This window comes from Dysgonomonas sp. UBA7710 (assembly GCF_002482385.1).
Taxonomy (GTDB): Bacteria; Bacteroidota; Bacteroidia; order Bacteroidales; family Dysgonomonadaceae; genus Dysgonomonas.
On the sequence record NZ_DLFW01000022.1, the window covers coordinates 18,083 to 40,505 of the forward strand.

The 22,423-nt window shown below is 41.1% G+C and carries 13 protein-coding genes; 10 read left to right on the forward strand and 3 right to left on the reverse strand.

All coding sequences use genetic code 11. The annotated features are described in order from the left end of the window. Positions 1-79: 79 nt before the first annotated feature. Positions 80-1,846 (reverse strand): peptide MFS transporter, encoded by a 1,767-nt coding sequence (locus tag B3317_RS06535; RefSeq protein WP_291109823.1) that lies wholly within the window; start codon positions 1,844-1,846, stop codon positions 80-82. 73 nt (positions 1,847-1,919) lie between these two features. After that, on the reverse strand, positions 1,920-3,281 hold the full coding sequence (locus B3317_RS06540) for an MFS transporter (protein ID WP_291109825.1): 1,362 nt from the start codon (positions 3,279-3,281) through the stop codon (positions 1,920-1,922). Positions 3,282-3,562: 281 nt separating this feature from the next. Between B3317_RS06540 and coaBC the strand changes: the two genes are divergently transcribed. Both coaBC and B3317_RS06550 read left to right on the forward strand, forming a co-directional pair. Then, positions 3,563-4,756: a bifunctional phosphopantothenoylcysteine decarboxylase/phosphopantothenate--cysteine ligase CoaBC gene (gene coaBC, locus B3317_RS06545; RefSeq protein ID WP_291109828.1), complete on the forward strand. Its 1,194-nt coding sequence runs from the start codon at positions 3,563-3,565 to the stop codon at positions 4,754-4,756. Between the two features lie 85 nt (positions 4,757-4,841). Continuing rightward, complete coding sequence (locus B3317_RS06550; protein ID WP_291109830.1) at positions 4,842-8,759, forward strand: hypothetical protein; 3,918 nt, start codon at positions 4,842-4,844, stop codon at positions 8,757-8,759. A 474-nt stretch (positions 8,760-9,233) separates the two neighbouring features. On the opposite strand, the gene B3317_RS06555 is transcribed toward B3317_RS06550, so the two are convergent. After that, positions 9,234-10,157, reverse strand: a complete 924-nt coding sequence (locus B3317_RS06555; protein ID WP_291109832.1) for a TIGR01212 family radical SAM protein — start codon at positions 10,155-10,157, stop codon at positions 9,234-9,236. Between the two features lie 178 nt (positions 10,158-10,335). Between B3317_RS06555 and polA the strand changes: the two genes are divergently transcribed. The 8 genes from polA to B3317_RS06595 are packed head-to-tail and all read left to right on the forward strand — an operon-like array spanning position 10,336 to position 22,263. Beyond that, the gene (gene polA, locus B3317_RS06560) at positions 10,336-13,131 is read left to right on the forward strand and encodes a DNA polymerase I (RefSeq protein WP_291109835.1); all 2,796 of its coding nucleotides are present in this window, start codon (positions 10,336-10,338) and stop codon (positions 13,129-13,131) included. Between the two features lie 20 nt (positions 13,132-13,151). Beyond that, the gene (locus B3317_RS06565) at positions 13,152-14,885 is read left to right on the forward strand and encodes a hypothetical protein (RefSeq protein WP_291109837.1); all 1,734 of its coding nucleotides are present in this window, start codon (positions 13,152-13,154) and stop codon (positions 14,883-14,885) included. Beyond that, positions 14,857-16,554, forward strand: coding sequence for a 6-pyruvoyl-tetrahydropterin synthase-related protein (locus B3317_RS06570; protein WP_291109839.1), 1,698 nt, complete (start codon positions 14,857-14,859; stop codon positions 16,552-16,554). The genes B3317_RS06565 and B3317_RS06570 overlap by 29 nt, the downstream gene beginning before the upstream one ends. Continuing rightward, a complete protein-coding gene (locus B3317_RS06575; RefSeq protein WP_291109841.1) occupies positions 16,547-18,235 on the forward strand; it encodes a hypothetical protein in 1,689 nt (562 codons plus the stop codon). The genes B3317_RS06570 and B3317_RS06575 overlap by 8 nt, the downstream gene beginning before the upstream one ends. Beyond that, on the forward strand, positions 18,232-19,929 hold the full coding sequence (locus B3317_RS06580; protein WP_291109843.1) for a hypothetical protein: 1,698 nt from the start codon (positions 18,232-18,234) through the stop codon (positions 19,927-19,929). Before B3317_RS06575 ends, B3317_RS06580 begins: the two co-directional genes overlap by 4 nt. 3 nt (positions 19,930-19,932) lie before the next feature. Continuing rightward, the gene (locus B3317_RS06585) at positions 19,933-21,618 is read left to right on the forward strand and encodes a hypothetical protein (protein WP_291109847.1); all 1,686 of its coding nucleotides are present in this window, start codon (positions 19,933-19,935) and stop codon (positions 21,616-21,618) included. Continuing rightward, complete coding sequence (locus B3317_RS06590; protein ID WP_291109849.1) at positions 21,618-21,827, forward strand: hypothetical protein; 210 nt, start codon at positions 21,618-21,620, stop codon at positions 21,825-21,827. Before B3317_RS06585 ends, B3317_RS06590 begins: the two co-directional genes overlap by 1 nt. Continuing rightward, the gene (locus B3317_RS06595) at positions 21,820-22,263 is read left to right on the forward strand and encodes a YqaA family protein (protein ID WP_291109851.1); all 444 of its coding nucleotides are present in this window, start codon (positions 21,820-21,822) and stop codon (positions 22,261-22,263) included. The genes B3317_RS06590 and B3317_RS06595 overlap by 8 nt, the downstream gene beginning before the upstream one ends. The last annotated feature ends 160 nt before the right edge of the window (positions 22,264-22,423 follow it).

Sequence of the window (22,423 nt, forward strand, 5' to 3'; positions counted from 1 at the left end):
TTCACAATTACGAGTTACAAGTTGTTTAATATTTCGATCCCTTGTTAACGGCTGACTGATAACTGTTAACTGAAACCCGTCATTTTATCCCATGCATCATTTTCATTAAACGCCTCGACAGAAAGAACAAGATGACTGATGCCGCCCCGGCCATAAATACAAAGAGCATAAAGAAATCATAAAGGTTAGAGATTCTGTATCCCATAAATACTTTCGGATTCTCCAGCTGTTGTTTTTCCAATGAATTTTGTATCTCAGCCTTCAAGGTTTTGTCCTCTACTTTATAAAACATTATCCGGTCGAAAGGAATGACTTTTGTTCCGTCTCTTTCGGTCATATCCTTTTCAAATTCTTCAGGTAATAAAGTTAAGGTATTTTCTTTTTCCACCAATTGTACTGCTGCCAGTTCGATAAGCGGCTCGGGATAATAACTGCTCAAGGTTCCCGAAAATTTATTGGCAGCCGATGTGCTCATATACCAGATAGCCATCAGCAGAGAGGCAAACCGTATTGGAGCAAGCTTATTCACCATCGACAATCCTATCGGGGATAAGCAGAGTTCACCGAATGTATGTATGGTGTAAAGGCTTATCAACCAGAGCATGCTTACTTTTATACCCGGCGCAAGACCTTTCACGCCAAAGGCTATAATCAGGTAACCGATTGCCAGCAGAAACAAACCGATTGATTGTTTATAAGGGGAAGCAGGTTCTTTCCCTCTCTTGCTCAGCTTTGTCCAGATAGCGACAAAGACAGGTGCGAAGATGATAATGGCGACAGCATTTACCGACTGGAAATAAGATGTCGGTATAGTCCAGTCAAACAACCCCACATGCCTGTCGGTTTGTTCTTCCGCAAAATAGGTTAATGATGCCCCGGCCTGCTCGAATGCCGACCAGAAGAATATCACGAAAAAGGCGATAATATAAATTACCCAGATACGCGACCGCTCTATTTTGGTCAGTGACGGGTCCGATATTACATATCCGGGTGCCGCAATAGCGAGAGAGAATATAATAGATCCGATGATATCGGTCTTCAGCACCGTATACAGCAAAATGAATAAACCAATCCAGACAGCACCCCATATAATGGCCAGTTTGATCGTTGACTTACCCTTTGCGGCAGATAAGGTATCCCCTGCGGGTTTCTTCTCTGCTTCCATCCGCCGCGTGTCACGGCTATTGGGAATAACACCTATCGCGTCTCCCGCAGGAGTTCGCAGGTATTTATCTTTCAAGAGGATAAAAACAATAACCCCGAGTAACATACCGATACAGGCAGCAAGAAATCCCCACTTAAAGTCGGCGGGATGTCCTGTATCTCCCAAGACACCACAAACAATGGGGGCAAAGAACGATCCGGTATTCACACCCATATAGAAGATCGTATAGGCCGAGTCTTTCCGTTTATCATCCGGCTTGTACAATTGTCCCACCATGGTAGAAATATTAGGCTTGAAAAAACCATTGCCGAATATAAGGAATCCCAGTCCGGAAAACATCAGTGTGGTAGCCAATTCCACATTCTCGAAATAACAGCCGGAAAGAAACATAAGGAATTGTCCCATTGCCATGAGCAACGCACCCGCGATGATGGAGCGGCGGTTTCCCCAATAGCGATCGGCGATATATCCGCCAATCAGCGGAGTGAGATATACAAGGCCTGTATAGCTGCCGTAGACCTGCGCGCCATACGCTTTATCGAAAAGCAGCGCCTTTGTCATATACAGTACAAAGAGAGCCCTCATTCCATAATAGCTGAACCGTTCCCACATCTCGGTGGCGAAGATCAGGTATAGTCCTTTGGGATGTCCTTTTGGAGTTGTTTCTATTTCGGGAGTCATTTATATAAAGTTATTCTATTCAAAATCGGTAAAATAAAAAATCCGGTTGTTTTGAGGAACCGGACTTTTTGTTTTATTTCTTTATGTTTGGTAATTCCAGCCCGTAGCCTTTTTTCTTGTCCTCGCGTTTCAGCAGGAAAGCGACTATGAGGGCGAGTATTCCGAAGCAGGTGAAGATAATCATGGGAAGAGTGTAGTCATAGATAGGGCTGCCATCGGGATTCATCCCTAAAGTACAATATTTATTCAGGACCGTACCAATAAGCAACGGAACCATACTTAATCCGATATTCTGTACCCAGAAAATAAGGGCATACGCAGATCCCAGTTTATTTTCAGGGATAATTTTCGGCACAGACGGCCACATAGCCGAAGGTACAAGCGAAAATGCTATTCCCAGAAGTACCATCAAAATTGTAGCAAACCACCAAACATTCAACAACGGTAATGAGAACAGGAAGTGGATGCCTATCAGCATGGCAGCTCCTATTACCATAATTGTTGCTCCCTTTCCTTTTTTATCATAGACTCCGCCAAAGAACGGAGTTAAAAGAATAGTTCCAAATGGAAGTATTGCCGGGATATTCCCGGCCAGTTCAGGATCTAATCCATACTTATTTATCATCAGGGAGGTTGCATATTTAAGGAACGGAAATACGGCTGAGTAGAAAAGAACGCATAAAAGAGCTATTAACCAGAATCCTTTATTTGATATGATTGAGCCTATGTCTTTGATACGGAAAGGCTCTTCCGCTTCTTTATCCATATCTGCAACAGATGCATCCAGACGCCTGTCCATAACACAAAAAACAAGATAAGCAATAAGTCCGATACAAAGAAGCACTACACCAAATAGTACAGGAGCTGATATATGATGAAAATATTTTGCTAATGGAATTGCAGCAGATAGTGCCAGTGCTGTGCCTATACGGGCCACCGCGACCTGAAGACCCATTGCCAACGCTATTTCATGTCCTTTAAACCAACGCACAATCACTTTTGTAACTGTTATTCCGGCTGTCTCCACACCTACTCCGAAAATGGCAAATCCGATAGCGGCGACCATCACCTGAGATTTGAATCCGAACATTGTTCCTTCAAAAGAACCCAGTCCGGATACAGCATAATATTTAAGGCCACATCCTATAATCATCAAAATACATGCACCCAATCCGGTAAACCGCACGCCCATTTTATCAAGGATAATGCCACTGATAATAAGCATAAACAGAAATACATTGAACCATCCGTATGCACTGGTAAAGAAGCCATAGTCGCCGGCATCCCACCCTAATTCCTTTGCTAACATATCTTGCAACGGAGCCATTACATCAGTAATAAAATATCCGCAGAACATGGTAAATGCAACAACGCACAGCACAGTCCATCGGGCTGCTTTCGAGTCGCTTAGTTTTTGTCTTAGTATTTCGGTCATTTTTTGCTTGATTAAGTGATTGTTTTAAATTTTTGCTAGGCAAAAGTATGTAAAAGAATTAGAAAAGTATCGTTTGAAACCCTAAAACATAGATATTTGATACGTTAAATAGGTGAAAATAATATTTAATGGCACATTATTTAACCGTAACCGTGTATTGTTATTACAGATACTAAAGAGAAAGATCGGTCTGCGACCTTAAGATTTAAATAAATTTTATATCCATTTGAATACTCATATTTCTATTAACCGTATCTTTGCTCTTAAAATGTATCGGAAATATGACATTGAAAGATAAACATATCGTATTAGGTATTACAGGCAGTATTGCGGCATACAAAGCAGCATCGCTGGCCCGCCTTTTGATTAAGGCCGGCGCGGAAGTGCAGATCGTAATTACCCCGTCCGGGAAAGAGTTTATTACTCCCGTCACACTGTCGGCACTTACAGGGAAACCTGTTGTCAGTGAATTTTTTACCGCTAACGACGGCACATGGCACAGCCATGTCGATCTTGGCCAATGGGCAGACCTCATGCTTATTGCCCCTGCAACAGCCTCCACCCTGGGTAAAATGGCGAATGGAGTAGCAGACAATATGTTGATTACCACATATATGTCGATGAAAGCGCCTGTGGTGATCGCGCCCGCCATGGATTTGGATATGTTTGCCCATCCCGCAACAACCCGGAACCTCGAAATACTACGCTCGTATGGAAATATCATTATCGAACCTGCTTCCGGGGAACTCGCGAGCCATCTGACAGGTAAGGGAAGGATGGAAGAACCTGAAAAAATTCTGGCTACTGTTGAGGATTTCTTCACGAAGCAGGAAACCCTTTCAAAAAAAAAAGTACTGATAACAGCCGGACCGACTTATGAACGGATAGACCCGGTTCGCTTTATCGGCAACTACTCATCGGGGAAGATGGGTTTTGCCCTTGCCGAAGAATGCGCCGGCCGGGGAGCTGAGGTTACCTTAATTGCAGGTCCTGTATCGTTGACGATAAATCACCCTAACATTACACGTATAGATGTAGAATCTGCGGAAGAAATGTATAATGCTTCCGTAAAGGCTTTTCCCGCAATGGACGCGGCTATATTATGCGCGGCGGTTGCTGATTTCCGCCCGGAAGAGCAGTATGCGGAAAAAGTAAAGAGGAGCGGTGATATACTTAATATATCACTTGTACCTAACAAAGATATCGCAGCATCACTGGGTAAAATGAAAAAGGCAAACCAGCTTCTTGTCGGATTTGCTTTGGAGACGAATGACGAGGAGAACAATGCCCTGAAAAAGATTGTGAAGAAAAACCTCGATTTCATCGTACTTAACTCTTTAAATGACGCAGGAGCAGGATTCAAATACAATACAAACAAAATAGCAATACTCACCCGCAATGGCGAACGCAAAGACTTTGGCCTGAAATCGAAGAAAGACGTCGCTTCCGATATTATAGACGAAACCTTCCTCTAAACTCTTTTATCCGACTGATAATCGGAAAACAAATCCTCCCTGTATTTGTTGATAATAAGATAACTAAACAAAACGGCATTGTTTAATGGCTAAAAAAGGGAAGAAGAGACTAAAGATCATACTTATCACACTTGCATTGCTCATAGCAGGGGGATTTGGTCTTAACTGGTATCTGACCTATCAGTTGGAAGACAGCCTGAGGCAAAAATTCAGGGAAGAAGTTTCGAAAGCGACAAATGGCTTCTACAGCTTTTCATACGATCACCTTTCTGTCGGATTCTTTAGCGGGGAACTTATAATTAACGGAGTTGAACTCATTCCCGACTCAGCGGTTTTCGAAAAATGGAAAAACGGAGACAGCCTCCCCGACCTCTATTACAAAGTAAAAATAGATAAGATTCACTTCAAAGGCATAAATCTTACATGGCGCAGGAATTACAAGAATCTGGATTTTAGCCTGTTCGAACTTAAATCTCCTGATATAAAAGTCTTTCAGCCTCAATTACATTCTTCTCTGAAATCATCGTTGGATGGGCAGCAAAATAAAGAACGGGAAACATTATACCAGATGATTTCGACATATATAGATGTTCTCACCGTGAAACAAATAAATCTGGGGAACGCCAATATCTATTATATCGTTGAAGACTCCATTTCCCCGGTTCAATACGCACTTAGCGATGCAAACTTCAACGCCTACGGATTCAGACTGGATAAGGATTCGTATTCATCGGGAAAATTACTCTATTGTGATAACTTTGAATTTACGGCAGACAAACCTCAGCAATTATTATACAGCAACCAGCTTATATTGAATACAAGGAACATTAAACTGAGTACAATCGACGAACTGGTACAGATAGAAGGCGTCCATCTGCATCCGACTGATGACTTTTGGGCATGCAGGATGGAGAAGGCGGGCGACTATCTGGATGCGACTATTAAATCGGTATTTATTAAAGGAGTCAAATTCAAGAGAGAAAACGCTTTGAATTATCTGAATGCCGATTCTTTCGATATTTCTTCCACCGATATTCAATATTATAGTGTGAAAGAAAAATCTGCTGCTCAGGACGGTGATTCTTTAAAGCAAAATAACGCGGACAATGACCAGGCATGGTCCCTGTACAGCATTACATCACCTATTCTTCAAAGCATATCCATTGAGAAAATAGGAATTGAAAAGACCAGATTCCATTATACTTTTACTCAAGATGGCAAGTCCGATACATATTCATTGGAGCAATTTGATTTCCACGCAAAGAATTTTGTTATCGACTCATTGTCTGAGAAGCAAAAAAAGTTTTGGTATGTAGACAACTTTGCCATGTCGGCAACCGACATAAAGGGGTTGATCGCAAGTAACAATTCGGAAGTAAGCATCGCAGCTTTAACCCTTAATACAGAAAGTAAATATTTCAATATTTCCGATATAAAGGTCAATCCCACATCAATCGTAAATGTGCGAAAAGATTATTTTTCGGGTACTATAAAATCAATCCGAATCGACGGGCTGAATTACGACACAGGCGTTTCGGCAGAGGAGCTCAAAATAGAGTCGCCCGATATCAGGTATTTCAAAGTAAAAAAGCAAAATAAACAGGATTCATCGAAGAAAGACGAAATAGAAATATCCGATGATGCTCTGAATATATTCAACCCCTATGCAGACTATTTATCTGTAAGAAACATAAATCTGGCTAATGCGAATATTATTATACATGATTTAGGTACTAAGGACGATTTCCGTTTGCAGAAACTGAATTTCTATGCGGTAAAATTCCTGATCGATGAAGAAACCCGAAAGACAGAAAAATACTTATTTACCTGCGACGATATCGGGCTTTCATTTAAAGATTTCGACAACCTTCTGCCGGGAAAGAATTACAGATTACAGATAAAGGATGCAAATATTTCGACGCTCACAGGACTATTGCTCTTGCGTGATGTAAAACTGATCCCGCAGGAAAATATATGGGATAAAGCTCCGGCTACCTATTACGATATCGATATCCCGCTGATAAGAGTGAAAGGGTTTGACAACGACAGCTATCTGAATAAAGAAAAAGCAAAGATAAAATCCCTTGAAGTTAATTCACCACGGATACAAATTATTAAAACCGCCAATTCACCGGTAAATAAGGATGATAAAACTTCTTCCGGCAATGCGATCTCTGTTATCAAAAGCCTTGAAGCAAATAATATAGATATAAAGAACGTGCAGGTATCCTATATTGACCGGGTATCCCGCGATAGCCTGCATACAGCATTACAGGCTTTACAGCTGCATTCGTTACAATGGGATTTAAACAGGAATTTCAGAATAGATAAGTTTGTTTTGGAATCTCCCAAAGTAGACTATATTGCGAAACAGATAAGTAGTCCCTCAGAAAACAATCTGCAAACGAAAGGTAATCCCGGGGATATAGACGAATTACTAAAAATCTTTGGGAAAAAAATAACTATCGGAACGTTCACCCTATCCAATGGTATATTTAATATTCAGAAACCGGATATAAGCTTCGGTGCTGAATTGGAGAATTTTGATTTATCCGCTATTGATTGGAACCACCTGACAGGAAAATCCTTTTTGGATATGGCCTCTGTCAATATAACAAAACCGACTCTGGATATAAGAAAGAGAAATCTTGGTGATACTATTCCGATGCAGAAGAAAGATTCTTCGGGTACCGACCTGTATTCTTCATTGCATCCGTATATAAACAAACTATCAATTAAGAAATTCAATCTGGCCGACGCACATATAAACTATGAGCATTCCCTTGATGAAAAACAACAAGACCGTCAAACAGTAAATACGACGAATCTTGGCATGACCGGATTTTTCATTGATACCGATGCCCGGAAGGTAGATATGGAAGATATCCGCTTTAATACTAAAGACCTCCATTTCCCGATTATGAATGGCTTTTATACAATTGATATAGGAGAGATAGATGTAAACAAGAAAAATGCAAGTCTGGCTCTTTCGGGTATAAAAATGACATCTGTTTATCCCAAAATGGATTTTGCTTATAAGCATCCGACACACATGGATTGGTTCGATGTCACCACAGGAAATATCAGCCTTTCGGGTGTCGATTACCGAACCTATTTCTCGGACAATATATTGAATGCCAAACGACTTGTGGTAAAAGATGTTATGCTTCAAAACCTGAAAAATAAAAAGATATATACACCGCCTAAGCTTCAACCCCTTATCTATACTAAATTGTATGATCTTCCGTTCCGGATAGCTATAGATACGACCGATGTTTCTAATTTCTCTGTTATATATGAAGAATTACCTAAGAATGGAACAGTACCGGGACAAATTTCATTCATGGGTATGAACGCCCGTATAGACGGACTTACCAACATAGCCTCACATCCTCAGCAATACATGCATCTCAATGCAAACGGCAATCTTATGGGAACAGGTTATTTTACTGCAAAATGGGATATGTCTGTCAGCTCCGATTATGATTGTTTTGTTTTGGATGCACATTTGCATCGTTTCGATTTACGCGACCTGAACCAGATTATAACCCCATTGGCTAAAGCGGAAATAAAGAGTGGCACACTCAAAGACCTGACTTTTAGGACAGAAGCCTCAAGCATGAATGCATCTGTAGGGATGAAATTCCTCTACAATGATTTGAGTATAAATATACTGAAAGGCGATGATCCGGAGTCTTCAAATAAATTTGTCACTAACGTTGCAAATGCATTCCTGCGGTCAAACAATCCGAACAAAGAGAATTCAAAACCCCGTGAACCCTACCTCTATATAGAAAGGGACCCTTATCATTCGACATTCAATTATTTTTGGCAAATACTACAGCCTGCCGTTGTGGAATCTGTCGGAGTATCACAGAAAAAGCAGAATTTTGCGAAGAAAGTTACCGGTTTCTTCTCTAAAGTAAAAAACTTCTTCACAGGTAAAAAAGACAATAAGCCTTCTACATCGCAGGAAGATATAAGACCGAAAGTGCTTAAGTAAGATTTATACGAATCATTTGTTTAGTTTTAACGTTCTATTTTTAGTTACAAGTTACTACGCCCCGTGGGCAGTTACGAGTTACGAGTCGGCTGATGCACGTATGGCTAAAGCCTGAAGAGCCTTTGTCTTGTCGTCGCGTCGCGATTCCGGCCTCATCCCGCAGGCGGGGCACCCCGCTCGCGCAGACGTCCCGTCTGTGTGTTGCGTAGCAAACATTTTGCCCTGTCAACAAGACACGGACTGGAAGTCCGCGCCAGCGGGCGAGCTTATCTAAGTATTCGGATATCACAAGTCTTCCTGCGAGTTTTTTCGTTTTGCCGTCTCTTCTGTTAACGGGTCGGCCTTTGAAGCGGGGCGCTAAAGCGTTTTTGGTTCCTTTTGCGGCTTTGGGCAAAAGGAACACAAGCAATCTGTGATTGCGCGTAGCAGAAAATAATAGAACGTTAAAATTACAGACATCTCGTTTCTGTAATTTTATTTATAGAAAAGCCGTCCCTGCCATGTCTCCCTTTCTGCAAACCTCTTTAATACTTTAGCGGTGAATTCGAAATTTTTCAAGCCCCAATCGGGAGCGATAAGTAGTTGTTTCGGTGACTGTGAAATAAAACGCTCGATAATAAAAGCAGGATTTAGCCTTTCCGAGAAATCAATGATTAAGTCGATATAATCATCTACATCGAACAGGTTGAACCATTCGGGATGCTCACGATATTGCTTTGCCATAACCGTACCTTTTATCAATTGTAACTGATGCAACTTTAAGGTTGTCAGAGGTAACTTCGATACCTCGCCGGCATGTGCCAATACCTGCTCTCTGCTTTCATTGGGCAATCCCAGAATCAGATGAGCACCCGTATAAATACCTTTCGCGGCTGTTTTATGAATAGCGTCCACACTTTCGGCATGCGTATGCCCGCGGTTGATAAATTCGAGAGTAGAATCGAGTGTCGATTCCAATCCATATTCTATTATAAGGAATGTTCGCTTATTCAGCTCGGCGAAATAATCGAGTAATTCGTCAGGCATACAATCGGGGCGGGTACCTATTATCAGCCCCACAACGCCGGGATATGAAAGCGCTTCCTCATATAACGAAATGAGCTTATCAATACTGTCATATGTATTTGTGTACGACTGAAAATAAGCGAGGTATTTCATTTCAGGATACTTGTAGGAGAAGAAAGCAATGCCATCCCTCAACTGGTCGCTTACGCTACGCTGTTTTCCTCCATATCCGGGACTAAAACTCTGGTTGTTGCAATACGTGCATCCCCCCACTGCTTTCGACCCATCACGATTTGGGCATGTAAACCCTGCATTAATCGAGATTTTTTGAACTTTATAGGGGAAATATTTGGACAGAAGGGTTCCAAATTCTTTATAATATCTGTTATCCATTAGTTGTATTCGAATCTGTGTGCAAAGGTAATACTTTTTCAGTAAACGGTTAGCAGTCAACAATTCGTATCTCGTATAATTTTTCACTTTTCATTTTTCACTATCTTGTAACTTAAAAAAGACCTTTTGTAATTCGCTCCTTTTTCCGTAACTTGTCACCAATTTTTAATTTATCCCGATGAAATTATTTCTATTAGACGCCTACGCATTAATATACCGTTCATATTATGCTTTTATCAAAAGTCCCAGAGTAAACTCGAAAGGGCAGAATACATCCGCGGTATTCGGATTTGTGAATACACTGGAAGAATTGCTTCGTAAGGAAAACCCGACGCATATAGCCGTTGCATTCGACCCGCCCGGCGGTACCTTCCGGCACGATGCCTACGAACATTACAAAGCTCAACGACTGGAAACGCCCGAAGACATAAAAGCGGCAGTGCCTGTTATTAAAGAAATTATAGCCGCTTATAATATTAAGGAACTGGAAGTCGCCCGCTATGAGGCGGATGATGTAATCGGTACAATTGCAAAGAAAGCCGAGAAAGAAAATTTCGATGTGTATATGATGACCCCCGACAAAGATTACGGGCAGCTAACCAGCGACCATATATTCATGTACAAGCCGAAGTTTGCAGGAACAGGATTTGACACGCTCGATGCTAAGGCAATCATGGAAAAGTATGAATTATCATCTCCCGGACAGATGATAGATTTACTCGGGCTAATGGGCGATGCCTCCGATAATATACCCGGATGTCCGGGTGTGGGGCCAAAAACCGCGCAGAAATTACTGGAGGAATATGGTACTATCGAAAACCTGCTTGAACATACTGCCGATCTGAAAGGCACATTGAAGTTAAGGTTGGAAGAAAACAAAGAGCAAATTATTTTCTCTAAATTCCTTGCAACCATCAAAACGGATGTTCCTATTGAATTTAATAAGAATGAATTTAAACGTCAGGAAATCAATGCCGAGAAACTCTCGGCTTTATTCGAAGAACTGGAATTCAGAACACTGATAAACCGTGTACTGAAAAAAGACGGAACCCCTGTAAATCCTGTTCGGATAACAACCACGCACGAAGCCATACAAGGCGATTTATTCGCGGAATTACTACCTGCAAAGGCTGAATCTTCCGATACTAATAATTATTCTGGTTTACAGGAATTAAAAGACATCCCACATACCTATCATTTAATAGAAAAAGATGATGAAATCGCCAATTTAGCAAAAACAATAGCCTCGCAACAATCTTGTTGCTTCGATACGGAAACTACAGGACTAGACCCGAATGTGAGCGAACTGGTGGGTATGTCGTTCGCCTTCAAAGAAGGAGAAGCCTACTATGTGCCTGTACCCGCGGACTTTGAAAAAGCAAAAGCCATTGTAGAGCAATTCAGGCCGTTTTTCGAAAATGGGAAAACAGAGAAAATCGGACAGAATATAAAATACGACATCATCGTATTGAAGAAGTATGGCATCCATGTGCGGGGCAAGCTCTTCGATACCATGATTGCCCATTACCTCATCAATCCGGAGTTGCGTCATAATATGGATTATATGGCAGAGACTTATCTGAAATATAAAACCATCCATATCGATGAACTTATAGGATCGAGGGGCAAAAACCAACTCAATATGCGCAGCCTGCGTCCCGACCAGATAAAAGACTATGCATGTGAGGATGCCGATGTTACACTGAAATTGAAAGCAATACTGGAAAAAGCCATAGAAAAACAGGATTTAGGTAAATTACTATACGATATAGAATTACCATTGATCTATGTACTTGCCGATATGGAATATACAGGTGTACGCCTCGATAAAACGGCGTTAGCCGAATATTCGAAAACGCTGACACTGGAATTGCAACGGATAGAATCGGAAATATATAAAGCTGCCGAACAGGAATTCAATATCAATTCGGCGAAGCAGGTAGGCGAAGTCCTTTTCGATAAGCTCAAGATTGTAGAAAAACCGAAAAAAACCAAAACAGGCCAGTATGTAACCAGTGAAGAAACGCTGGAAAGCATGAAGGATGCTCATCCTATTGTTGGTAAAATTCTCGAATACCGTGGTCTGAAAAAGCTGTTGAGCACGTATATCGATGCTTTACCTCTGCTTGTAAGTCCACTCGACGATAAGTTGCATACTTCTTATAATCAGACGGTAACGGCAACAGGGCGGTTAAGTTCGAGCAACCCGAATCTGCAAAATATACCTATCCGCGACGCGCAGGGGAAAGAAATACGCAAGGCATTCATTGCAGATGAGGCGTGTATCTTCTTCTCGGCCGACTATTCACAGATCGAGCTTCGCATAATGGCACACCTGAGCCAGGACCCGACAATGATCGATGCGTTCAACAGCGGGGAGGATATCCACGCTGCTACTGCGGCCAAGATATATAAGATCCCGATCAGTGAAGTAACAGGCGATATGCGCCGTAAGGCCAAGACTGCAAACTTCGGTATCATATATGGCATATCGGTTTTCGGATTAGCGGAACGCTTATCTATCCCTCGCGGAGAGGCCAAAGAATTGATAGACGGCTATTTTGCTACCTACCCGAAAGTAAAGGAATATATGGATAAGAGTATATCCGTAGCCCGTACCAATAATTATGTGGAAACTGTTTTCGGCCGTAAACGCTATCTGCCGGATATCAATTCACGGAATACAACTGTACGCGGATATGCCGAGCGAAACGCAATAAACGCGCCCATACAAGGAAGTGCCGCCGATATTATCAAAGTGGCGATGAATCGCATATTTGACCGTTTCGAACGGGAAAATATCAAGTCGAAAATGATTCTGCAAGTACATGACGAGTTGAACTTCAATGTGGAAAGCAATGAATTGGATAAAGTGCAGAAGGTCGTGATAGAGGAAATGGAAAATGCCTATAAACTGGTCGTTCCATTGAAAGCTGATTGTGGAAAAGGGAAAAACTGGCTGGAGGCGCATTAATTACAAATAGTGTCTGATGCATGAGTACCGATAACATATTGAGGGAAATACAATCGAATAAGAAAAGCCAATACTGCATATTCTTTGTGGTATTGGTTTTTCTCACCTTGTTTATGATGTTTTGTTTCGGTTCGTCATCTTCCTGTTCCGGTTTCGATTTCAGCTTTCATTACAGGCGGCTGTACACATTAATTGACGCATTGCAACATGGCGTTTATCCTTCGTTTTATGTCGATTTCAGCAATGTGGACGGATATGGCTATTTTACCAAAGGATTCTATTCCGATATCATCATGATTCCCTTTGCCTTTGTCGGCACCTTCACAAGCGTATATTTTGCTTATGACCTGATGGTATTTACCATGACGATATTGTGCGGCATATTTATGTATCACATAGTCAGTGTTGTTTACAAAAGTTCATATACCGCATCCATAGCAGCTATACTCTATACCTTTGCCGTTTACCGCCTGTACGATTTCTATCAGCGGGGGGCACTCGCCGAGGCCCTGTCTTTTACATTCCTGCCTATTGTCTTTCTCGGAATTTACTATATCGTAAAAGGTGATTACAGGAGGAAATGGTATGTGCTTGCCGCCGGATACAGCCTGCTTATATATACGCATACTATTGCATCGGTACTGATGTTTGTAACACTGCTTATCTTATTGATAATCTATTCCAAATCATTGATAAAAGAACCGGAACGCCTGATATATCTCCTATTAGCCGGTATAGTCACAATTTTTGTCACATCTTACTATACCTTCCCTATGCTGGAACAATTGTCATCCAACTCCTTTTACCTCGATTCGCGTAGTCCGGGAGGAGGGGCCGGATACGGCAAAGTAGGTTTTGATTATATCTTATGGGGATTTATAAGCGGAATAGCCTATCCGGACAGGGAATTATGGACGGGGATAGGTATCCTGCTCACACTGCTCCTGTTCTTTCGCTTTTTCATTAAAAGAAAAAAGGATGACAGGTTAAGAAGTGCGGATATAGGTGTAATAATCGGAATATGCTTTATCATAGCCATTTCCCGGATTTTCCCGTGGGGACGGTTTCCATTCAGCCTGCTCTCTTTTATACAATATCCGTGGCGGTTATATGAATTTGTATCTTATTTCTTCGCCATAGCGGGAGCATACTATCTGTCTTCGGTAATTATTAAGGACAGACAGCGATTAGTAGTTTCGGTTGTTATTGTTCTTGCAGTAATGGCAACCACATATATGCAGAGTGAGAACTATAAATCTATCGATTCATCGAAAGACCTACCCGCGGATGTAAGAGCGTTAGCTTTAGAGCCGACCTATGAAAACGGATATAACCTCATCGGGCGCGAATATCTGCCGTCTGCATTGGAAGATATCTATTATGTCCATAGCAGAGGTGAGAAAGTGGAAGGGATGAGCGACAGTACCCAAATAAGTAATTTGAGAAGAGAATATAACACGGTTGTATTTAATGTTTCGTTAAATAAACCCGACACCCTGACCCTCCCGTTACTCTATTACCTTGGATATACAGCTACCCTCGACGGGGAAAAGTTGCACGTAATGCAAGGCGACATGGCCTTTGTAAATATACCGGTAACCCAATCGGGAGAAATAAGAGCCTGGTATGGAGGAACAACGATTCAGAGAGTAAGTTTATACATATCTCTGATAAGTATATTATCTTTGTGTGTTTATATAACTTTACTAAACAGAAAAAGGAAAAATGGACTGGTTCAGCCGCATCCCCGATAATATTGCAGCAAATAAGAAAAGCCACTTCTGGCTGTTCTTCATCCTGTTAGTGTTCCTGTCACTAACAATGATGTATTTATATCAACCGCTTTGTCCCGGGCAGGATTTCTTTTTTCATTACAGACGGTTACAGGCATTGATGGACGGGATGAAAACAAGCCCTCTGCTTATTTACCTCGACTATAATGCCATTGATGGATACGGTTATTTCACAAAAGCATTCTATCCCGATTTTGTACTGATTCCTTTTGCTCTTATTGGTAACCTGACAAACCTCGGGTTTGCTTATCAGGTTATGATATTTACAATGACGGTCTTATGTGGTGTATTTACATATATCACTGTAAATTATATTTATAAAAAACCGTTTGCTGCCGCGATAGCAGCTTTGCTATATACCTTCTGCGTATACCGGTTACTGGATTTGTATCACCGGGCGGCACTGGGGGAAACGCTTACATTCACATTTATCCCCATAGTCTTTCTGGGGCTATATCACATTATCAAGGGAGATTATAAGAAATGGTATATTCTGGCAATAGGCTTCAGCCTGATGATTTTCACTCATCTGATATCTTCTGTGCTGATGTTCTTCACCTTGCTTATCTTCCTCCTTATCTACTACAAACCACTTATTAAGGAACCAAAACGTATCCTGTATTTGCTAGTGGCAGGTATCACTACTCTGGCGATCACAGCATATTACCTTTTCCCGATGCTGGAACAGGCGATAACCGCCACATTCTATTACGAAAGTCGCGAATTAATGGCAAAAACGCAGGACTCGGCACTCCCTTTCCATTGGATTATCTGGGGCATGTTTACAGGGATTGTTACACCTGCGCAGGCCTTCATTCCGGGAGTAGGTTTTCTGCTTACGGGTACTGTCGCATTAAGGTTGTTCGTTTATAGGAAATCATCCGCATTGCGGAGTGTGGATATAGGGGTTATTATAGGTTTGGTATATATTATCGCTTCTTCCCCATTGTTCCCGTGGTCTGTTTTCCCGTTCAATAAACTGAACTTTATACAGATGGCATGGCGGCTGTTCGAATTCACAAGTTTCTTTTTCGCCGTTGCCGGAGGATATTATCTGTCATTGATACTAAGATCAAACAAACGCAAATCAGTCGCCGTATTTACAGTTGTTATACTTTCAGTATTGATTATGGCCAACGATGCCAAATCGTATGAAATGTACCGCTGCGGGCGTCCTATTACCCAAGTAGCTGCATTCAATAACGACTACCATTTGGGTGGGCTGGAATATATCCCTTCGGCAGTGCCTTCAATTGAATATTTACATCAACGTGGGGATAGTATCGGTACTTTTTATGAGGGGACAAGCATTACAAATTTCAGAAGAATAAAAGGTGTCACTTCTTTTGATATAAATGCCACAGGCAATATAGGAAGTGAAACTCTAGAGCTTCCGTTGATATATTACAAAGGCTATGTAGTTAAACAAGATAATGAGAAAATACCGCCCGTTGGCGAAAGTAAAAACGGATTGGTGGAAATTCTCATCGATAAACCCGGACATATAACTGTTTATTACGGAGGCACGCCGATTCAGAAACTGAGCTGGATAATAACCTTACTCAGTATCCTCGGCTTATGTTTCTATATCTTTTTATCGAAAAGAAAAAGAAGAGTATCGAATGAATAATGAAGCTGAAATAAAGACAGACAGTAAATATTCCCTTTGGATATTCCTGTCCCTGTTATTCGCCTCATCCTTATTTATGGTGTGCTGGTTCGGACCTTTATCGGCATACGCAGGGCATGACTATTTCTTCAATATCGGGAGGTTCAATGTACTGATCGATGCGTTGAAATCGGGCGATTATCCTATTTATGTAGATTACAACGCTCTGGAAGGCTACGGTTATTTCACCAAAGGGTTTTATCCCGACCTTATTATATTGCCGTTTGCAGCACTGGGTATCCTCACCGGGACAATCGCAGCATACAATGTAATGATTTTTACCATGACATTCCTGTGCGGATTATTCACATATATCGCGGTGAACAAGGTATTCAGGAATGCATTCGTAGCATCGACAAGCGCAATTCTATATACATTTTCGGCTTATCATCTTTTCGACTGGTATAACCGTGCGGCTCTGGGCGAATCGCTTTCATTCACGTTCCTGCCCGTTATATTTCTCGGGCTTTACCACATCATAAAGGGTGATTACAGGAAATGGTATCTGTTGACAATAGGGTATAGCCTGCTAATCTATACGCACCTGTTGTCGTCGTTCCTTACCTTCATCATACTTGCGCTCATTGTCGTTCTTTGCTATAAGCCTCTGGTGAAAGAACCGAAACGAACAGGCTATTTAGCTCTGGCGGCAATAATTACATTACCTATTGTAAGCAGCTATATACTGACATTGCTGGAACAAATGTCTTCGAATACATTCTATTACAGCATAAAAGAAAATATAACCGGACAAACCAAACTAGACTGGCAAGACCTCGGCTGGGGATTTCTCAGCGGAATATTATATCCCAAAACTGAAAATATGGCCGGTACAGGTCCGGTGCTTATACTACTTGTACTGTTGAGATTGTTTATAAAAGAGAAGGGTTCATCTGTCCGGATTGCTGATTTTTGCCTTTTAACCGGGATTATCTTGCTTGTCATTGCTTCTGCTGTTTTCCCTTGGGGACGGCTGCCACTGGGATTCATCCAGTTTCCATGGCGATTGTATGAATTTATTATATTTTTCTTTGCCATTAGCGGAGCATATTACTTATCTGTGATAGTGAGAACTAAAAAACAAAAAATTGCTGCGGGAAGTGTGATTATACTTTTTACTCTCATTACCTTCGTTGTAAACAATAACAATTATAAATACTGGCAGTCTCTGGCCTTCAGTGAGGCTCCACATTGGTTCACAGGAATCGCCTCGGTAGACAATGAGTATTATCTGGGCGGATTGGAATATCTTCCTGTAAAAATGCCGTCACACCATTATATACATGAACGGGGAGATATAATAATATCGGAAAAACAGGAAGCAATTGTATCTGGCTTTACAAGAAAAGAAGGTATCACCTCGTTTGATGTAAAGACAAGCAATCCTGACAAGTTGGAACTGCCATTGATTTACTACAAAGGATACCAAGCCGCTTATCGGGGAGAAAAAAAGGGAATACCCGTTACTGAAAGTGAAAACGGATTAGTACAGATTGAAGCCTCCGTTTCAGGACGAATTGAAGTCGTCTATACATGGACAGCCACACAGCAATACAGCTGGTATATTTCTATCTTGAGTACTATCGGACTGATAATATATATCTTTATCTCCAAGCATAAACGGAGTAATGCAAACAAATGATGAATACAATAAATAGTCTTATAGCAGCCATAGCAGTGAACAGGAAATATCATTTCTTGATTTTCTTCGCTGTATTGCTTCTCCTTTCAGCATATATGACGGGAGTATTCGGCCCTGTATATAAGCATCCGGGTTATGACTATTACTTTCATCTGAAACGTTTCGAAGCGCTGATTACCGCGCTTCGGGAAGGTACTTTCCCTCATTATATAGACTATGCCGCGGCACTGAATTACGGTTATCTGAGTAAGATATTCTACTCCGATGTGGTATTGATTCCTTTTGCTGCATTGGGCATCCTTATCGGTTCGTACAATGCATTTGAGGTGATGTTGTTTACCATGACCATTTTTTGCGGAATATTCATGTATTCCACGGTGAAAACGATATATAAGAGTTCATTTGTCGCTTTTCTGGCCGGGATACTCTATACATTCTCCGTTTACCGCTTCTATGATATTTACAATCGGGGCGCCATGGGCGAAGTCTTTGCCTTTACCTTTATCCCGTTGGTATTTCTGGGACTTTACCATATAATTAAAGGCGATTACAGGAAATGGTATGTTATTACCATCGGTTTCAGCCTGCTTATTTTCTCACATGTTATTTCTACGGTTCTCACGTTTATTACAGTAGTCATAGTCCTTCTTTTTTACTATAAACAGTTGATAAAAGAGCCCAAAAGATTCGCTTATCTCATTCTTGCAGGAATTATCACCTTAGCCATTACGGCAGTCTATATATTTCCCCTTCTGGAACAAATGCAGGCAAACACATACCGCTATGAGGCGAATGACTGGACGCTGCCTGCCAATGCTAAAATTCCCCTCGATTATGTTTTCTGGGGATTGATATCCGGATTCTATTATCCGGATGATATAACGATAGTGGGTATCGGTATCCTGCTTACTGCGGTTGTTCCTCTTCGTCTCTTTGTCAGGGGGAAACCTGAAATGCTCAGGAGTGCAGATACCGGGTTGCTTATCGGATTGTTCTATATTTTTGCATCTTCGAAACTGTTTCCGTGGGGACGGTTTCCGTTCACTCTGCTGTCTTTCATCCAGTATCCGGGCAGGTTGTATTTGCTGGTTACTTTTTTCTTCGCCATTGCGGCGGGTTATTACCTGTCGAGGATATTTATAAAAGAAAAAGGACGTTTTATCGTCGCTTTAGCTGTTATTCTGTGTACTGCCGCGGTGATATATATGCACAATGACAATTTCAGGATTATGCATATTCACCATATCGGGCAAACCAACGAAAAGCCTGATGCCACCAATTTTTTCTACCTGAATGGAGCCGAATATGTTCCCGATAAAGCGGAATCTGCCTATTATATTCTTCTCAGGGGCGACAGTATCGTCTCCATGAACGGGAATACAACGATTGAAAGCCATAACCGAGATAGACATATAATGAATATCAGGATAAATACTCAAAGTGCCGATTCACTGGAACTCCCTCTATTCTACTACAAAGGCTACACAGCATTACTGAACAACAAAGAGTTACCAATTACCCAAAGCGCTCATGGTCTGGTGCAGATGCCTGTCGACCAGCCGGGGAGGATAGAAGTATGGTATGATGGCACAATAATTCAGAGGCTTGGTTTTTATATCTCTGTCGTAAGTATTATAGCATTATCTGTTTTTATATTTTTATTTTTAAGAAAAGATAGTAAACAAAAAAAATAATATATGTTTCCCTTGGTTCCGGATAAGAAATGTCATTTCTGGATATTCCTGCTGATACTTTTGTACCTCTTGTTTTTGACGACAATCGCGTATGGTCGGTCTTTTGTGGGAGGAGATGATTATTTTTTTCATAACGCACGCTTCGAAGCATTGATGCAGGGGCTTCAGGATGGCACATTTCCTTCATATATCGATTACAAGGGCTTATATAATTACGGATATCTGGTAAAACCGTTCTATTCTGACTTTATCCTGATTCCTTTTGCTGTTCTGGCTATCTTTACGGGTAAATCGTTTGCTTATCTGTCCCTCTTTTTTTCGATGACGTTCTTATGTGGTATTTTCATGTATATCTTTATCCAGAAGGTATATAAGGACAGGTATGCGGCAGTTTTGGGTTCGTTATTATATACTTTTTGTCTTTATCGTCTTTATGATTTATACCATAGGGCGGCATGGGGTGAAGCATTTTCATTTACATTTTTACCTGTCGTTTTTCTCGGGCTTTATTATATCATCAAGGGCGATTACCGAAAATGGTATGTTATTGCTATCGGTTTTTCACTGATGATCTTTACACATGTACTTTCTTCTCTATTGTTATTTATTACAGTATGCATCATATTGGTAATTTATAACAGAAGCTTGTTGAAAGAACCTAAGCGGCTTTATTATCTGGTTTTGGCCGGGGCCGTTACAATTATAGTGACGGGCTACTATCTGTTTCCTTTTTTTGAGCAGGTGGCTTCCGACGCATTTTATTTTCAGAAATTCAAATATTTACCATATACCACAGCGCAGAGCCGACTTGATTTTCCCACTATAATGTACGGTATGATTGCAGGGTTCACAACAGGAAGCCAATCCATAGGAATAGGGTTGTTGCTTTTACTACCACTGTGTTTTCGCTTTTTTGTCAGAAGTAAAGACAAAGAATCTGCAAAATATTTAAGAAGTATCGATACCGGGGTCATTATCGGTATTTTTTATATTCTTCTTACTTCCGGTCTGGCTCCCTGGACTAAGTTCCCTCTTTCATATCTAAGCTTTATCCAGTTTCCGTGGCGACTATATGAGTTTGTCTGTTTTTTCTTTGCTCTGGCGGGAGGGTACTATTTATGCTTATTATGCAAGGGAAGAAACAGTAAGATTGCAGTATTGTCGACACTGGTTATTCTATTATCCGTGGTTATTGTCATTAATGCCTCTTCGTATAAAGAAATGAAAGTTGGTCCCCGCTTATCCGATACCGAACTGAACGAAACAACCCACTATACTATGGCCGGAATGGAATATTATCCTGCTGCAATGCCGTTTCCGGATACTTTTATCCGCGATCGCGGAGACAGCGTTATATCACAGACCCGTAAAACGGCAATTACAGTTTTCGTACGGGATAGAAATATCACGGCATTTAATGTAAATGTGGAAATGAAAGACAGTCTTGAACTCCCGTTAATCTATTACAAGGGCTATGCGGCTACCCTGAACGGAAAGGATATCCCTGTTGCCGGGAGTCGTAATGGGTTAGTACAAATTCCGGTAGATCAGACAGGTAGAGTAGAAGTCTTTTATAAAGGAACTTTAATACAAATGCTCGGTTTTTATACAACCATTCTCGCTATATTTGCATTATGTATTTATATTTTTATACAAAGAAGAAAGAAACCATTTAAAAATTTAAGATAATGCAATATTCAAACTGGGATTATATATACGCTGTTTTCATGCTCATTTTCGGCATCTTTATGATTATCAGTCCGCGTTCACTCATGCGTAAGGCCAGGTATGACGAAGAAAGCCTGAAAACTGAATCATGGGTAAAAAAAGCAGGAATAGGTTTATGCATAATGGCACCTCTTTTTGCCTTCTTCATATACTATAAAATACATGCTTGACGGATTTGTCGAATATGGCTATATAGGTCTTTTTCTGGCATCTTTTCTGGCGGCTACTATTTTGCCATTCGGGTCGGAATTTGTCTTTGCCGGACTACTGGCTATGGGGATGAATGCGTGGGGATGTGTCATTGTAGCCTCGGTCGGCAACTGGCTGGGAGGTATGACAAACTATTACCTCGGTCGTCTGGGAAAAATAGAATGGATAGAAAAATACCTGAAAGTAGACCGGGGCAAAATAGAAAAGATGCAGCAATGGCTGGAAGGGAAAGGAGCGATCATGGCCTTTTTCAGTTTTATGCCTGTTGTGGGCGACGTCATCGCGCTGGCTTTGGGATATATGCGGGCAAATGTATATATTGTCAATGTGGCGATGTTCTCGGGTAAATTATTGCGGTATATATTGATTATGTATGGTGTGAGTTGGATTATATGATGGTGTATAGTTACTGGGAAAGTTTATCTATATGAGAGTTACATGTTACTTCGCACTTTGGGCAGTTACAAGTTACAAGAAGTAATTAAGAAAAGTGACAATTTAAAACAGTGCAAAATATGTAACTTTTGTAACTTTTTGAATTTTTATATAGAGGCAA

Bases quoted from the DNA above. Each gene is read 5' to 3' on its own strand.
- B3317_RS06590 (WP_291109849.1), top strand. From the start codon at position 21,618: ATGCAATATTCAAACTGGGATTATATATACGCTGTTTTCATGCTCATT.
- B3317_RS06580 (WP_291109843.1), top strand. From the start codon at position 18,232: ATGATGAATACAATAAATAGTCTTATAGCAGCCATAGCAGTGAACAGG.
- B3317_RS06595 (WP_291109851.1), top strand. From the start codon at position 21,820: ATGCTTGACGGATTTGTCGAATATGGCTATATAGGTCTTTTTCTGGCA.
- polA (WP_291109835.1), top strand. From the start codon at position 10,336: ATGAAATTATTTCTATTAGACGCCTACGCATTAATATACCGTTCATAT.
- B3317_RS06565 (WP_291109837.1), top strand. From the start codon at position 13,152: ATGAGTACCGATAACATATTGAGGGAAATACAATCGAATAAGAAAAGC.
- B3317_RS06570 (WP_291109839.1), top strand. From the start codon at position 14,857: ATGGACTGGTTCAGCCGCATCCCCGATAATATTGCAGCAAATAAGAAA.
- B3317_RS06585 (WP_291109847.1), top strand. From the start codon at position 19,933: ATGTTTCCCTTGGTTCCGGATAAGAAATGTCATTTCTGGATATTCCTG.
- B3317_RS06535 (WP_291109823.1), bottom strand. From the start codon at position 1,846: ATGACTCCCGAAATAGAAACAACTCCAAAAGGACATCCCAAAGGACTA.
- coaBC (WP_291109828.1), top strand. From the start codon at position 3,563: ATGACATTGAAAGATAAACATATCGTATTAGGTATTACAGGCAGTATT.
- B3317_RS06575 (WP_291109841.1), top strand. From the start codon at position 16,547: ATGAATAATGAAGCTGAAATAAAGACAGACAGTAAATATTCCCTTTGG.
- B3317_RS06555 (WP_291109832.1), bottom strand. From the start codon at position 10,157: ATGGATAACAGATATTATAAAGAATTTGGAACCCTTCTGTCCAAATAT.
- B3317_RS06540 (WP_291109825.1), bottom strand. From the start codon at position 3,281: ATGACCGAAATACTAAGACAAAAACTAAGCGACTCGAAAGCAGCCCGA.
- B3317_RS06550 (WP_291109830.1), top strand. From the start codon at position 4,842: ATGGCTAAAAAAGGGAAGAAGAGACTAAAGATCATACTTATCACACTT.